Annotated in this window: 12 protein-coding genes; 6 read left to right on the forward strand and 6 right to left on the reverse strand. The window is 64.0% G+C overall.

Annotated elements, in window-relative coordinates; all coding sequences use genetic code 11:
- Nucleotides 1-160 precede the first annotated feature (160 nt).
- A complete protein-coding gene (locus AXZ77_RS10210) occupies nucleotides 161-1,531 on the reverse strand; it encodes a class II 3-deoxy-7-phosphoheptulonate synthase (protein ID WP_098411070.1) in 1,371 nt (456 codons plus the stop codon).
- A gap of 222 nt (nucleotides 1,532-1,753) precedes the next feature.
- On the opposite strand from AXZ77_RS10210, the gene AXZ77_RS10215 reads away from it, so the two are divergent.
- The 6 genes from AXZ77_RS10215 to AXZ77_RS10240 all read left to right on the forward strand — a co-directional run bounded on the left by AXZ77_RS10215 (nucleotide 1,754) and on the right by AXZ77_RS10240 (nucleotide 8,160).
- Nucleotides 1,754-2,782 (forward strand): GlxA family transcriptional regulator, encoded by a 1,029-nt coding sequence (locus AXZ77_RS10215; RefSeq protein WP_098411071.1) that lies wholly within the window; start codon nucleotides 1,754-1,756, stop codon nucleotides 2,780-2,782.
- A gap of 191 nt (nucleotides 2,783-2,973) precedes the next feature.
- On the forward strand, nucleotides 2,974-4,158 hold the full coding sequence (locus tag AXZ77_RS10220) for an ABC transporter substrate-binding protein (RefSeq protein ID WP_098411072.1): 1,185 nt from the start codon (nucleotides 2,974-2,976) through the stop codon (nucleotides 4,156-4,158).
- 104 nt (nucleotides 4,159-4,262) lie between these two features.
- On the forward strand, nucleotides 4,263-5,123 hold the full coding sequence (locus AXZ77_RS10225; protein WP_098411073.1) for an ABC transporter ATP-binding protein: 861 nt from the start codon (nucleotides 4,263-4,265) through the stop codon (nucleotides 5,121-5,123).
- Nucleotides 5,120-5,824 carry an ABC transporter ATP-binding protein gene (locus tag AXZ77_RS10230; protein ID WP_078540796.1) on the forward strand — a complete coding sequence of 235 codons (705 nt, stop codon included), beginning with the start codon at nucleotides 5,120-5,122 and terminating at the stop codon, nucleotides 5,822-5,824. Before AXZ77_RS10225 ends, AXZ77_RS10230 begins: the two co-directional genes overlap by 4 nt.
- Before the next feature lie 3 nt (nucleotides 5,825-5,827).
- Nucleotides 5,828-6,835 (forward strand): branched-chain amino acid ABC transporter permease, encoded by a 1,008-nt coding sequence (locus AXZ77_RS10235; protein ID WP_078540795.1) that lies wholly within the window; start codon nucleotides 5,828-5,830, stop codon nucleotides 6,833-6,835.
- Complete coding sequence (locus AXZ77_RS10240; RefSeq protein WP_098411074.1) at nucleotides 6,832-8,160, forward strand: branched-chain amino acid ABC transporter permease; 1,329 nt, start codon at nucleotides 6,832-6,834, stop codon at nucleotides 8,158-8,160. Before AXZ77_RS10235 ends, AXZ77_RS10240 begins: the two co-directional genes overlap by 4 nt.
- A gap of 103 nt (nucleotides 8,161-8,263) precedes the next feature.
- On the opposite strand, the gene AXZ77_RS10245 is transcribed toward AXZ77_RS10240, so the two are convergent.
- From AXZ77_RS10245 to dusB, 5 genes are all read right to left on the reverse strand, one after another.
- Entirely contained in the window at nucleotides 8,264-9,664 is a 1,401-nt protein-coding gene (locus AXZ77_RS10245; protein ID WP_098411075.1) for a sigma-54 dependent transcriptional regulator, read from the reverse strand.
- Entirely contained in the window at nucleotides 9,661-11,904 is a 2,244-nt protein-coding gene (locus tag AXZ77_RS10250) for a PAS domain-containing sensor histidine kinase (protein ID WP_098412511.1), read from the reverse strand. The genes AXZ77_RS10245 and AXZ77_RS10250 overlap by 4 nt, the downstream gene beginning before the upstream one ends.
- Nucleotides 11,905-12,015: 111 nt before the next feature.
- The gene (locus tag AXZ77_RS10255) at nucleotides 12,016-13,386 is read right to left on the reverse strand and encodes a response regulator (RefSeq protein WP_078550200.1); all 1,371 of its coding nucleotides are present in this window, start codon (nucleotides 13,384-13,386) and stop codon (nucleotides 12,016-12,018) included.
- Between the two features lie 3 nt (nucleotides 13,387-13,389).
- The gene (locus AXZ77_RS10260; protein ID WP_098411076.1) at nucleotides 13,390-14,457 is read right to left on the reverse strand and encodes a nitrogen regulation protein NR(II); all 1,068 of its coding nucleotides are present in this window, start codon (nucleotides 14,455-14,457) and stop codon (nucleotides 13,390-13,392) included.
- Nucleotides 14,454-15,434, reverse strand: a complete 981-nt coding sequence (gene dusB, locus AXZ77_RS10265) for a tRNA dihydrouridine synthase DusB (RefSeq protein WP_255266467.1) — start codon at nucleotides 15,432-15,434, stop codon at nucleotides 14,454-14,456. Before dusB ends, AXZ77_RS10260 begins: the two co-directional genes overlap by 4 nt.
- Nucleotides 15,435-15,482 lie beyond the last annotated feature (48 nt).

Below are 15,482 nucleotides of genomic sequence, written 5' to 3' on the forward strand. Positions count from 1 at the left end.
TCCCGAGAGGGCGTTTAAAATTCATGCAACAGGCAAATGCTCAGCCCGCAAAATGGGTGGTTTCTGCATCGCGGCGCGCCCGCAACGCAGATAAAAAAGGCCCGGACACAAGGGTCCGGGCCAATCAATCCGTTGAAACGTGCCGCAGCGCGGCGCGCGCTTATTGCGACGCGGCTTTCGCGAGCTTGCGGCGGTCCTGCAGTTCCTCGGCGACGAGGAAGGCCAGTTCCAGCGACTGGCTCGCATTCAGACGCGGGTCGCAGGCGGTGTGGTAGCGCGAGGACAGATCGCCATCGGTCACGGCGCGCACGCCGCCGGTGCATTCGGTCACGTCCTTGCCGGTCATCTCGAAATGCACGCCGCCGGGGATCGTGCCCTCGGCTTTGTGGATCGCGAAGAATTCCTTCACCTCGCGCAGCACGGAATCGAACGGACGGGTCTTGAAGCCCGAGGCCGATTTGATCGTGTTGCCGTGCATCGGATCGCAGGACCAGACGACATTCGCGCCCTCGGCCTCGACCGTGCGGATCAGGCGCGGCAGGTGATCGCCGACATTGCCCGCGCCGAAGCGCGCGATCAGGGTCAGACGGCCCGCCTCGTTTTCCGGGTTCAGCTTCTCCATCAGCACCTTGAGGTCGTCCGCGGTGGTGGTGGGGCCGCATTTCAGGCCGATCGGGTTCTGCACGCCGCGGCAGAATTCGACATGCGCGCCGTCGGGCTGACGGGTGCGGTCGCCGATCCAGATCATGTGGCCGGTGCCCGCAACCGGCAGGCCGGTCGTGGAATCGATGCGGCAGAGCGCCTCTTCATATTCCAGCAGCAGCGCCTCGTGCGAGGTGTAGAAATCGACCGAGCCCAGCTCATGCGCGGTTTCCGAGGTCACGCCCGCGGCCCGCATGAAGTCCATCGCCTCCGAAATCTGATCGGCGACCTGACGGTATTTCTCGGCCTCGTCGGCATCGGTGAAGCCCGCGATCCAGCTTTGAACGCGGTGAATATCGGCGAAACCACCCGTCGAGAAGGCGCGCAGCAGGTTCAGCGAGGCCGCCGCCTGCGTGTAGGCCTGCAGCATCCGGTTCGGATCGGGCAGACGCGCCTCCGAGGTGAACTCGAAACCGTTGATGATGTCGCCGCGGTAGCTCGGCAGCTCGGTGCCCTCGATGGTCTCGGTCGGCGCCGAACGCGGCTTGGCGAACTGGCCCGCCATGCGGCCGACCTTGATGACCGGAACCTTCGCGCCCCAGGTCAGCACGACCGCCATCTGCAGCATCACCTTGAAGGTGTCGCGAATGTTATCTGCCGAGAATTCCCCGAAGGCTTCGGCGCAATCGCCGCCCTGCAGCAGGAATGCCTCGCCGCGCGCGGCTTTCGCCAGCTCCGCCTTCAGCGTGCGCACCTCGCCCGCGAAGACCAGCGGCGGCATCCGCGACAGCTGTGCCTCGACAGCGTTCAGCGCCCCCTGATCGGGATAGTCGGGCATCTGAACCCGCGGTTTCGCGCGCCAGTCCGATTTGCTCCAACCCTTGCCCATCTGATCCTCCAAAAGCGTGGTCGTTTCATTCGGCGCCGCTTATAGACGGCGCGGGTCAGGGAAACAAACCCGAAATTGCATTTCCGCACGCCTGCGGGCCCCTCCGTAAGTTCCCCCTCTTGCGGCGGGCACCAATTTCCTGTTTCGGTGATTCACCACAGATGACGGATTGACGACATGCCTGATCCCCGCCCCACCCGTCGCCCAGCCCCTTCGCAGGGGATGATCCGGATCGCCCCGGACGCGCGCCAGCGTTCGGTCGTCTTCATGCTTCTCGACCGGTTCACGATGATGGCCTTCGCCAGCGCGATCGAGCCGCTGCGCCTCGCCAATCAGGTTTCGGGCCGTACGCTTTATACGTGGAAGCTGGCCTCGGAATCGGGCGCGGATGTCACCTGTTCGAACGGCACGACCTTCCGCACCGATATCGGGCTGGAGGAACTGGGCCGCGATACGATGGTGCTGGTCTGCGGCGGCATCGACGTGGCCGAGGCGGTCACCAAGCCGCTTTTGAACTGGCTCCGGCGCGAGGCACGGCGTGGCGCGACTATCGGGGGCCTGTGCACCGGCTCTTATGCGCTGGCCCGCGCAGGGCTGCTCGATGGCAAGCGCGCGACGATCCACTGGGAGAATGTCGACGCTTTCGCCGAGGATTTCCCCGATATCGAGCTGACCAAGGGCGTCTTCGTGATCGACGGCAACCGGGTGACGACGGCAGGCGGCACCGCCTCGATCGACCTGATGCTGCGGCTGATCGCCCGCGATCACGGCGAAGAACTGGCCAATACCGTCGCCGATCAGCTGATCCATTCCTCGATCCGCTCGGATCGCGACACGCAGCGGCTGTCGATTCCCACCCGGATCGGCGTGCGCCACCCGAAGCTCGCACAGGTCATCGGCCGGATGGAGCGCAATATCGAAGACCCGATCAGCCCCGCGACGCTCGCCACCGAAGTGGGCATGTCCGCGCGCCAGCTGGAGCGGTTGTTCCGCCGCTATCTCAACCGCTCGCCGAAGCGCTACTACATGGAATTGCGGCTGCAAAAGGCGCGTAACCTGTTGATGCAAACGGAAATGAGCGTGATCAACGTGGCCATGGCCTGCGGCTTCGCGAGCCCGTCGCATTTCTCGAAATGCTACCGCGCGCATTACCAGACCACACCTTACCGTGAACGCGGCGCGAGCGCTGCGGGCGAAAAGGAAGCCCCCGGATCTACCGTCGATTTAGGGCCGGAAGACGCGCTCGACTGAAAATTGCGCAATCAGCGCCTGCACCTTTCACGAATTTGCACATAACCCCAAATTGCCGTTACGTCGCGTTGCGCGCGCCTTGACCTTCCGGTTGGTTTTTCGCGTCATCGCGCCACTCGCGGTTCTTCACATTTGACGAACCGCGCACTAACCTCGCGCAAGAACGCGAGTTCCAACACGGGAGTGAACACATGAAAAAACTGCTTCTGGCTTCGGCTGCGATCGCGCTTGGCGCGACTGGCGCATATGCCGATGACGTGAAGATGGGCGTCCTGCTGGGCTTTACCGGTCCGCTTGAATCGCTCGCCCCGCCGATGGCGCAGGGTGCCGAGATGGCGATCAAGGAAGTCTCCGATTCCGGCAAGCTGCTGGGTGGCGACACCGTGACCGCAGTCCGCGGCGACTCGACCTGCGTCGACGCAGCAGCCGCGACCGCGGCAGGCGAAACGCTGGTCACCACCGACAAGGTCGCTGGCATCATGGGCGCAATGTGCTCGGGCGCGACCACCGCTGTCCTGCAAAACGTCGCCATGCCGAACGGCGTCGTGATGATCTCGCCCTCGGCGACCTCGCCGGCACTCTCGACGCTCGAGGATGATGGCCTGTTCTTCCGCACCGCACCGTCGGACGCGCGTCAGGGCGAAGTCATGGCCGACGAGATCCTCGAGAAGGGCATCAAGAACGTCGCCGTGACCTACACCAACAACGACTACGGCAAGGGTCTCGCGGACAGCTTCGAGAAAGCCTACAAAGCCAAGGGCGGCACCGTGACCATCTCGGCAGCCCACGAAGACGGCAAGGGCGACTACTCCGCTGAAGTCGCATCGCTCGCCTCCGCAGGTGGCGACGCGCTCGTCATCGTCGGCTATATCGACCAGGGCGGCTCGGGCATCCTGCGCGGCGCGCTCGACACCGGCGCCTTCGAGAAGTTCGTCTTCCCCGACGGCATGGTCAGCCAGACGCTTGAGGACAATTTCGGCTCGGAAATCAACGGCTCCTTCGGCCAGCTTCCCGACTCGGCAGGCGACGGCATGAAGACCTATCTCGGCATGGCCGAGAAAGCCGGCTTCGACGGCTCGTCGGCCTATTCGGGCGGCGCCTATGACGCGGCGGCTCTGATGCTGCTGGCGATGCAGGCGGCGGATTCCACCGACCCGAAAGTCTACAAGGACAAGGTCATGGAAGTCGCGAACGGCCCCGGCGAGAAGATCTATCCCGGCGAGCTGGGCAAGGCGCTCGACCTGATCAAGGAAGGCAAGCCGGTCGACTATGAAGGCGCGACCGCCGTCAACCTGATCGGCAATGGCGAAGCCGCGGGTACCTTCCGCGAAATCACGATCAAGGATGACAAGATCGAGACGGTGAAATACCGCTAATCGGTCATCAGAGCTGAGGCAGCCCGGAGCGATCCGGGCTGTTTTCAATTATAAAACAACAAGATGCGGCGTGAAGCTAACACGCCTACAACTCAGGGGACCCTATGATCCGGGTTGAAAACCTAGTCAAATCCTTCGGCGGATTCCGCGCGGTCGATGGCGCGAGCCTCGAAATCGCGACCGGCTCGATCACCGGGCTGATCGGCCCGAACGGCGCCGGCAAATCCACGCTCTTCAACGTCATCGCAGGCGTGCATGAACCCACCGCGGGCCGTGTCACGATGGATGGCGAGGACATCACCGGGCTTGCGCCCCACGAGCTGTTCCACAAGGGGCTGCTGCGCACCTTCCAGATCGCGCATGAGTTTCCTTCGCTCACCGTGCGCGAGAACCTGATGATGGTGCCCACCGGTCAGGCGGGCGAGACGCTCTGGAACACATGGTTCGGGCGAAAACACATCCGCGACGAGGAAACGGCGCTTCTAAAAAAAGCCGATGAAGTTCTTGATTTCCTGACGATTTCGCATCTCAAGGATGAGAAGGCGGGCAATCTCTCGGGCGGTCAGAAGAAGCTTCTGGAGCTGGGCCGCACGATGATGGTCGAAGCCAAGATCGTCTTCCTCGACGAGGTCGGCGCGGGCGTGAACCGGACGCTTCTGAACACGATCGGCGACGCCATCGTGCGCCTCAACAAAGAGCGCGGCTACACCTTCTGCGTGATCGAACACGACATGGATTTCATCGGCCGCCTCTGCGACCCGGTCATCGTGATGGCCGAGGGCAAGGTGCTGGCCCAGGGGTCTGCCGATCACATCATGGAAAACGAGGCCGTTATCGAGGCCTATCTGGGCACCGGGCTGAAGAACAAGGTCAAGGCCGAGGAAACCGCCGAGACCGCCGCCCATGAAGATCACGGCGCGCAGCCCGGTCTGGGCGATGAAGCCGGCAAAGGGGGTGCCCAATGAGCTATCTCAACGCCTCCAACATGACCGGCGGCTACGGCAAGGCCGACATCCTGCACGACTGCACGCTGACCGTCGAAAAGGGCGAGATCGCCGTGATCGTCGGCCCCAACGGCGCGGGTAAATCCACCGCGATGAAGGCGGTCTTCGGCATGCTCGGCCTGCGCGAAGGCAAGGTCACGCTCGACGGGCAGGACATTACCGGCCTCTCGCCGCAGGACCGCGTTAAGAAAGGTATGGGCTTCGTTCCGCAGGTGAACAACGTCTTCCCGACCATGACGGTCGAGGAAAACCTTGAGATGGGCGCCTTCATCCGCGACGACGATTTCCGGGGCACGATGGATCAGGTCTTTGACCTGTTCCCGATCCTGAAGGAAAAGCGTCGCCAGAATGCGGGCGAGCTGTCGGGCGGGCAGCGTCAGCAGGTGGCCGTGGGCCGCGCGCTGATGACCCAGCCGAAGCTCCTGATGCTCGACGAGCCCACCGCGGGCGTCTCGCCCATCGTGATGGACGAGCTGTTCGATCGCATCATCGAGGTCGCCCGCAGCGGCATCTCGATCCTGATGGTCGAACAGAACGCCCGCCAAGCCCTTGAGATCGCGGATAAAGGCTATGTCCTCGTGCAAGGCGCGAACAAATACACCGACACTGGCGAGGCCCTTCTGGCCGACCCGGAAGTCCGCCGCACCTTCCTGGGGGGCTGAGCAATGGAACTCATCAACGCGCTTGTCGCGGTTACCAATTACGTCATCATCCCCGCCACCGCCTATGGCGCGCAGCTTGCGCTCGGGGCGCTCGGGGTCACGCTGATCTACTCGATCCTGCGGTTCTCCAACTTCGCCCATGGCGACACGATGGCCTTCGGCACCGGGGTCGTGATCCTGATCACCTGGGGCTTTCAGGCGATGGGGATCAGCTTCGGCCCGCTGCCGACCGCCCTTCTCGCCCTGCCCTTCGGCATCGCGGTCACCGCGGCGCTGATGCTCGGGACGGACAAGGTCGTTTACCAATATTACCGAAAAGTCAGGGCCGCGCCCGTCGTGATGGTCATGGTCTCGGTCGGCGTGATGTTCGTGATGAACGCGCTCACGCGCTTCCTGATCGGCGTCGACCAGATCAATTTCGACGACGGCACCCGCTTCGTCATCAACGCCCGGCAATGGCGCGAGATGACGGGCCTGCACGAGCCGCTGACGCTGCGCTCGACGCAGGTGATCACCGTCGTCACCGCGATCATCACCGTGGCCGCGCTGTTCTGGTTCCTCGGCAAGACGCGCACCGGCAAATCCATGCGCGCGTTTTCCGATAACGAGGATTTGGCGCTGCTGTCGGGCATCGACCCGAACAAGGTCGTGGCCGTCACCTGGATCATCACCGGTGCGCTCGCGACCATCGCAGGCACGCTCTACGGGCTCGACAAGTCGTTCAAAGCCTTCACCTATTTCCAGCTTCTGCTACCGATCTTCGCCTCGGCCATCGTCGGCGGCATCGGCAACCCGGTGGGCGCGATCGCAGGCGGCTTCGTGATCTCCTTCTCGGAAGTGGGCCTCACCTACGCATGGAAGAAGGTCGCGACCTATCTGGTCCCGAGCTGGGAGCCGGACGGTCTCGTTCAGCTTCTCTCCACCGATTACAAATACGCAGTCAGCTTCACGATCCTGATCCTCGTCCTGATCTTCAAGCCGACCGGCCTCTTCAAGGGGAAAATCGTATGAGCAGCAATCGTCAGGCTGGCGAGACCAGCCGTCTCCGCGCGCCCCTCTTCTTCGCCATCATGGCCGCGCTCATCCTGCTCGAGGGCTTCACCTCGGGCTGGAACTCGGCGCTCGGCATTCTCAACATGGGGCTTTTGTCGGCGATCATGGCGCTCGGCGTGAACATGCAATGGGGCTATGCGGGCCTGTTCAACGCGGGCGCGATGGGCTTCCTCGCGCTTGGCGGCCTCGCCCCGGTGCTGATCTCCATGCCGCCCACCCCCGGCGCCTTCTCGGGCGGCGGTCCGGGCATCATGGCGGCCTTCTTCGTGGCTATCGTCGCGGTGCTCGCGGCGGTCTGGATCTGGCGCAACCTGCGCGGCAAGACGCGCGGCCTCGCCGTGACCGCCGTGCTGGTCGTCGGCTTCTTCACCTATCGCTGGCTGTTCGATCCGGCGGTCGAGGTGATCGAGGCGATCAACCCCTCGGCGCAGGGCAACCTCGGCGGGCTGGGCCTTCCGACGCTGATCTCCTGGCCCGTGGGCGCGGTTCTGGCCGCAGGCGCGGCCTGGCTGGTCGGCAAGACCGCCCTCGGCCTGCGCTCGGATTACCTCGCGATTGCCACGCTCGGCATCGCGGAGATCATCGTCGCGATCCTGAAGAACGAGCAATGGCTCGACCGCGGCGTGCTGAACGTCAACGGCATCCCGCGCCCCTGGCCCGTGCCCTACGAGATCGACCTGCAGAACTCGCCCGATTTCGTCGCACAGATGCAGGCTTGGGGTCTCGACCCGCAGCTCGGCTCGACCATCGCGGTGAAGCTGGCCTTCCTCGTCCTGTTCGTGATCGTCATCCTCGCGCTGATCTGGCTGACCGAAATGTCGCTGAAATCGCCCTGGGGCCGGATGATGCGCGCGATCCGCGACAACGAGATCTCGGCCGCGGCAATGGGCAAGAACGTCACCCGCCGCCACCTGCAGATCTTCGTGCTGGGCTCGGCGGTGATCGGGCTTGCAGGCGCGATGATGATCTCGCTCGACGGGCAGATGACGCCGACCTCCTACAACCCGCTGCGCTACACCTTCCTGATCCTCGTGATGGTGATCGTGGGTGGTTCGGGCAACAACTGGGGCTCGATCCTCGGCGGCGTGCTGATCTGGTATGTCTGGGTCAAGGCAGGCGACTGGGGCCCGGATATCATGGGCGCGCTGGCCGCACCCTTCCCCGATGGCGGCTTCAAGGATCACCTGATCCAGTCGGCCCCGCATATGCGGATGCTGGTGATGGGGATCATCCTGCTGATGGTGCTGCGCTTCAGCCCGCGCGGGCTCTTGCCGGAGAAATAAAAACGAGGGGCTCTGCCCCTCGCCCGTTCCGGGCTCACCCCGGGATATTTCTTCCAAAACGAAGACAAGACGCGCGCCCCGAAAAGGAGGCGCGCGTTTTTCGTTACTCCTCGCCGCCGTCGAATTGGGCGACGCGGGCGCCGGCCTTGTTCGTGGTGACGACGCCGAGCGATTTGAGTTTGCGGTGCAGCGCCGAGCGCTCCATGCCGACGAAATTCGCGGTGCGCGAGATGTTGCCCCCGAAGCGGTTGATCTGGGTGAGCAGGTATTCGCGCTCGAACAGCTCGCGCGCCTCGCGCAAAGGCAGCGTGGCGAGCGCGCCGCCCAGAACGATGCGCCCCTCGTCAGCCGGGCCTTCCTGCCCGGGCAGCTCGCGCGCCTCGATCGCGCCCGTGCCTTCGCCGAGGATCAGCACCCGCTCGATCACGTTGCGCAGCTGGCGGACATTGCCCGGCCAGTCCATCGTCTGCATCAGCGCCGCGGCCTCTTCCGAGATTTCCCGCAGTGGCAGGCCCTGGGTCTCGTTGAACCCGCGCAGGAAATGATCGGCCAGAAGCGGCACGTCCTCGCGCCGCTCCGAGAGCGGCGGCACCTCGATCGGCACGACGTTCAGCCGGTCGTAGAGCTCCTGCCGGAAATGCCCTTCGCGGATCTGCGTCATCAGATCGCGGGTCGTCGACGAGATCACCCTCAGATCGACACGGACCTTGTCGGCCCCGCCCACGCGCAGGAATTGCTGCTCGGTCAAAACCCGCAGGATTTTCGACTGCGTGCCGAGCGGCATCTCGGCCACCTCGTCGAAATAGATCACCCCGCCATGGGCTTGCTCCAGAAGGCCCTTTTCGACGCCGCGCTCGGGGGTCTCGCGCCCGAACAGCACCTCTTCCATCCGGTCGGGTTCGATCGAGGCGGAATTCACGGTGATGAACGGCCCCGCCGCGCGGGTCGAGAACTGGTGGATATAGCGCGCGGCCATTTCCTTGCCCGAGCCCGGCTCGCCCGTCAGCATCACCCGGCCATTGGACTTGGTCACCTTGTCGAGCTGATCCTTCAGCCGCCGGTACGCCGCCGAGTCGCCGATCATCTCGCCAGAGGACATGTCGCGGCGCTTCAGCGTCGAGTTCTCGCGCCGCAGCCGCGCCGTCTCCATCGCGCGCGAAATCACCACCATCAGCTGGTCGATATTGAAGGGCTTCTCGATGAAGTCGTAAGCGCCCTGCTTGATCGCCGCCACCGCGATCTCGATATTGCCGTGGCCCGAGATGATGATGACCGGCACGTCCGGGTTGTCGCGCTTGACCGTCTTGAGGATGTCGATCCCGTCCATCTTGCTGTCCTTCAGCCAGATATCGAGGATCATCAGCGCCGGTTCCTGCGCGTTGATCTCGTCCATGCACTCGTTGGAATTCGCCGCGAGCCGTGTCTTGAAGCCTTCGTCGCGCAGGATGTCGGCGATCAGCTCGCGGATGTCTTTCTCGTCGTCGACGATCAGAATGTCGCTCATGTCACTTCCCCGGGGGCTTCGCCCCTCTCCTTGATGGCTCTGAGCGCTGCTCGGGCGCGTGGGAGCCTGATTTCGGCGAGCGCCCCGCGATGGGCACCCTCTGCAAAGGCGGGCGCGTCGCTCAGAGTCAGCGTTCCACCATGTTCCTCAATGATCTTCTTGACGATGGGAAGGCCCAGCCCGGTGCCTTTCTCGCGCGTCGTAACGTAAGGCTCGAACAGCCGCGAGCGGTCGGGCGGCAGGCCGATCCCGTTATCCGCGATATGGATCGTCACATGCTCGGGCGCGACCTGCATATCGAGGCGAACCTCGGGCGCGAAGCCATCTTCCACGTTGCCTTTTTCCGTATAGGATTCAATCGCTTCGCCAGCGTTCTTCACAAGGTTCGTCACCGCTTGCGAAATCATCGTCGCGTCCAGCTCGACGATCACCGGCTCGGTCGGGACATCCGTCACCAGTTTCGCGCCATGCAGGCTGTCTTGCTGCAGGGTCGCGGCGTCGCGCACGAGTTGCGCCAGATCGTGATCGGCGCGGTCGGGCTCGGGCATCCGGGCGAAGCGCGAGAATTCATCAACAATGCGCCGCAAGTCATTGGTTTGCCGCACAATCACGCCGGTGAGCTGATTGAGCGTTTCAAGATCTTCGCCCTCGGTCATCTTGCCGAATTTGCGCTTGATCCGCTCGGCGGAAAGCTGGATCGGCGTGAGCGGGTTCTTGATCTCATGCGCGATGCGCCGCGCCACATCGCCCCATGCCGCCATCCGCTGCGCCGAGACCAGATCGGTCACATCCTCGAAAGCCACCACATAGCCCTCGGGCGTGCCCAGATCGTTGCGCCGCACCGCCATGCGCACCAGCAGACTTTCCAGCCGCCCACCGCGCGAGACCCGGATCTCCTCTTGCGCGACCTCGTTAAGACCGTCCTGCAAGCGATTGTAAAGCCCGACGAATTCCGGAACGGCGGTCGAGAGGTCGCGGGCATTGTCACGCGTGCTATCGAGCGCCAGCAAGGTCATCGCGGCCCGGTTCACGAAGTCTATCCGCCCGTCTGCGTCCAGCCCGATCACCCCCGAGGTAACAGAGGACAGCACGGAGTCGAACATCCGTCGGCGTTCCTCGGTCTCGCGGTGGTTCTCGATCAGGGCCATACGCTGGCCCTTCAACTGTCCAGTCATCCGGTTGAACGCCTCGCCCAATGTCGCGATCTCGTCGTCGCCCTCGGCTTCGATCACCCGCGCATCCAGATCGCCCGACCCGACCCGCTCCGCCGCGGCGGCAAGCCGCCCGATGGGGCGCGACAGGCGTTCTGCGAACCACAGCCCCATCCACACCGCGGCGAGGATCAGAATCAGCGCGAAGCCGAAATAGACGAGCCCGAATTCGAAGATCACCCGACCGCGCGCGCTTTCCAATTGCTGATAGAGCGTCACCGTCTCGCGCGTCTTGTCCAAGAGCGCGAGGATCTGCCCATCCACCTTGCGCGAGATATAGAGATAGCGGTCCACGAAGGCATCGAGCCGGATCAGCGCGCGCAATTCCGAGTTCGGCCAATCCTCGATCAGCACCGTCTCGCCCTTCTGCGCCTCGACGATGTCGCGCGGAGAAGGTTCTTCGTAATCAAAGAGATAGGAGCGATCCCCGCGGGCCACGATCCGACCCGTGCCATCGATTACATAGGCCTCTTTCACGCCGCGCTGGATGCCCGCCTGCCCGGTGATCAGCAATTCGCGCAGTTCGCCATCGGACATGAAGGTCGAGGCCTGCCGCCGCAGATTGAGGAAATTCGCGAGCGCCCGGCTGTCCTGCACCAGATCGCGCTTATGCTCGGACTGATAGGCCTCGGCGGCCTGAAGCGACGTGCCCACGACCGAGCGCACGCGATCCGAGAACCAACCCTCGAGACCGATATTCACCGTGAGGAACGCGAAGACCGCGACGAGGATCGTCGGCACCAGCGCGATGCCCGCGAACACGCCGGTGAGGCGCAGGGTCAGCCGCGATCCGGCGGAATGGGCACGCCTTGCGGCGATGATCTGCACCAGCCGCATCAGGATCAGACCGGCGAGCAGCAGGAAATAGACGAAATCGGCAAGCAGGATCAGGCGCAGCGCGGTGCTGTCCGCCCCCTGTCCCAAGGGCCCGAGGACTATAAAGGTCGCAATCGCGAGCGCCGGGCCCAGCACGACCAGACCGAAGGTAAACAGGTTGCGCACCCGCTTCTGGCGGCGAAAGCGCGCCAAACGGTCCCAGCCTGAGCGATATGCCGTGCTGCCCTGCACAAATGCCCCCTCATTCCAGACCGTGGCTCGCGAATCCGTGTGAACGGAAAGCCACAGGCCCCTGTTGCGGGTTTACATCAGTTTGCGACGGCGTGTCACCTGAATATCCAGATCGGTGATCTTTTTACGCAACGTATTGCGGTTGATGCCGAGCAGATCGGCACATCTGGCCTGATTGCCACCGGTCGCATCGAGCGCGATTTCGATCAGCGGCGCCTCCATTTCCTTCAAAATCCGGTCGTAAAGGCCCGGAGGCGGCAGCGTCCCGCCGTGAAGGTCGAAATAGCGCCGCAGGTGGCGCGCGATGGAGGCGGAGAGCTTCTCGCCCTCGCCGCCTTGGCGCAGCGGCTCGATCGCGGGCTGGTTGCCCAGCACGAATTCCGCCTCGGCGCGGGTGATTTCTTCCTCGGGCGAGGTCACCGCGAGACGGCGGATTGTGTTCTCCAGCTGGCGCACGTTGCCGGGCCAGGAATAGGCGCGCACGAGTTGCAGCGCCTCGGGCGTGAAGCGGCGCAGACCCAGCCCGTCGCGTTCGGCCCGGGCGAGGAAATGCTCGGCCAGAAGCGGGATATCCTCGACCCGCTCGCGTAAGGACGGCACGTTCAGCGTCACACCGCCGAGGCGGTAGAACAGGTCCTGACGGAACTTGCCCGCCTCCATCAGCCCCGCGAGGTCGATCTGCGTCGTCGCCATGATCCGCGGCGCGGGATCGGGCAGCGCGTCGAGCATCCGCACGATCCGCGCCTGCGTGTCGTCGTCGTAATCGCCAACCTCGTCGAAGACGAGCGAGCCGCCCTTGGCCTTCGCCACCAGAGCCGCCGGGCCGTCCGCGCCCTGCAGATCGCCCGCCTGCGCCACTACGAAGGGCAGCGTCCGGCGGTCGGAAAAGTCGTGAATGGCCTTCGCAATCAGTGACTTACCCGTTCCGCTCTCACCCGCGATCAGCACCGCGAGATCGGCATTCATCACCCGTGCGACAAGCCGGTAAAGCTCTTGCATCGCCGGCGTCCGCCCGACCAGAGGCAGATCGCCCGCATCGCCGCCGCCTTCGATCTCGCGCGGGGCGGTCGGGCTGCGGCGCTTCTGCTCCAGCGCCTTTTGCGCGCGCTTCATCAGGTCCGGCAGATCGAACGGTTTGGGCAGATAATCGTAAGCCTCGGCCTCGGCCGCCTGGATCGCGGTCATGATCGTGTTCTGCGCAGAGATCACGATGACCGGCAGGCCCGGGCGTTCCTCGGAGATCTTCGGCAGCGCCTCGAGCCCGTTTCCGTCGGGCATGATCACATCCGAGATCACCAGATCGCCTTTGCCCTCTTCGACCCAGCGCATCAGCGTCACGAGCGAGGCAGTGGCATGAACCTTGCAGCCCGCACGGGTCAGGGCCTGGGTCAGAACGGTGCGGATTGTGCGATCGTCATCCGCGACAAGTACGGTGCCGTCCATGGATCAGGCCTCCTTTGGCGCAACGGGAAGTGAAATGCGAAACCGGGTCTTGCCCGGGACCGAGTCGAGCGTGACCCAGCCGTCGTGATCATTGATGATCTTCGAGACAAGCGCGAGGCCAAGCCCCGTGCCATTTTCACGGCCCGAAACGAAGGGCTCGAAGATCTCGTTGGAGATTTCCGGCGGGATGCCGGGGCCGTCGTCGATGATCTCGATCTGCAGCGGCAGCGGCTGCCCCGATCCATCGGCGCGACGCAGACGCAGGCTATGCTCGTAGAAGGTGCGGATCTTGATATTCCCATTCCCTTCAGAGGCTTCTGCGGCATTCTTCAACAGGTTCAGGAAGACTTGAGTCAATTGATCCGCATCGCCCAGCGTCGGCGGCAGCGAGGGATCGTAATCCTCCTTGATCGTCATATGCGCACCGAAGCCGACGCCTGCGGATTTGCGCGCGCGGTCGAGCACGTCATGGATATTGACCGGCTTCTTCTCGGGCGCGCGGACGTTGCCGAACTGTTCGACCTGTTCGAGCAGCTTCACGATCCGGCGCGTCTCGTCGACGATTAGGTCCGTCAATTCAAGGTCTTCGCCGGACAAGTTCATGCTCAGAAGCTGGGCCGCGCCAGCGATCCCGGCGAGCGGGTTCTTGATCTCATGGGCCAGCATCTCCGCCATGCCGATGGCCGAGCGCGCCGCCGATTTCACGAGACTCGCGCGGCCCAGCCGATCAGCGAGTTCGCGCGGCTCGATCAGCAGCAACACCCGGTCGGGGTCTTCGCCGACGGGGGCGGCTTGCAGATTGCATTGCACCGGGGCTTTCTCGCCCGTCGTCAGCTCGACATCGTTAACGAAGAGCGAGGCGCGGTTCTTCCGGACCCGATAGAAGATTTCCTCCAAAGGTGCGGAAATCGCAAGCCTTTCGCCGATCGCCTTCCCTCGCAGCGCCTTGGCGGAGAGGTTAAGGAACAGTTCGGCGGCCGGGTTCACTTCGTCGACGAAATCGTCGCCATCGATCAGCAAAGCCGGGGTCGGAAGCGAGGTCCAGATGATGCCGGGGGCCGGAAGGTTCATGCGGCGCACCTTTCCCCGAAAGCGCGCTCGATCAGCGACAAGGTCGCCTCCGGCGTCTGGCTGACCATCATCTCGGCGCGCAGCGGCGCATTCGCCGCCTCGCAATACCAGCCCAGATGTTTGCGCGCGAGACGCAGCCCGAGATCACGTCCGTAGAAACTCAAGATCGCCTCGTAATGCTCTGAAATGTAATCGCAAAGCGCATTCCCATAAGGAACCTGCGGCTTCGGCGATCCAAAGATTTCGTGCCCGATTTCAGCCAGCCGCCACGGCGCGCCCTGCGCCCCGCGACCGATCATCACCCCCGCCGCGCCCGATTGCGCAAGCGCTGCGCGCGCGGAATTCGCATCAACCACGTCGCCATTGGCGATCACCGGGATCGAGACCGCATCGACCGTCTCGGCAATCGCTTCCCAATCGGCGCTGCCTTTGTAGAACTGCATCCGCGTGCGCCCATGCACGACGATCATCTTCACGCCCGCGGCCTCGGCCCGGCGCGCGATCTCGGCCGCGTTATGCGTATCGTCGCACCAGCCCAGCCGCATCTTCAGCGTCACCGGCAGGTCGACCGCGCCCACTGTCGCCTCGATCAGCCGCAGCGCATGATCGGGATCGCGCATTAGCGCCGAGCCCGAGGCCCCGCCCGTCACCTTCTTGGCCGGGCAGCCCATATTGATGTCGATGATCCGCGCACCCATGTCGGCGACCATCTTCGCGGCCTCCGCCATCGGTCCGGGCTCGCGCCCGGCAAGCTGCACCGAAGTCGGCAGCTCCAGCCCCATCTCGACCCGTGCTTTCGCGCGCACCGAGGGTTTCGCGGTCAGCATCTCTCCCGAGGCCACCATCTCGGACACGACAAGACCCGCGCCGAAACGCGCCACCATCCGCCGGAACGGAAGGTCGGTGATCCCGGCCATGGGCGCGAGAAAGACCGGTGGGGTCAGTGTGATGTCGTCGAGAACTAAAATCTGCGGCACGGAGGTGTCCTGTCACTCGTCTTCCTTCGAATTAGGCGTTTGACCAAA

It is taken from the genome of Thioclava sp. ES.031 (genome assembly GCF_002563775.1).
Classification (GTDB): Bacteria; Pseudomonadota; Alphaproteobacteria; order Rhodobacterales; family Rhodobacteraceae; genus Thioclava.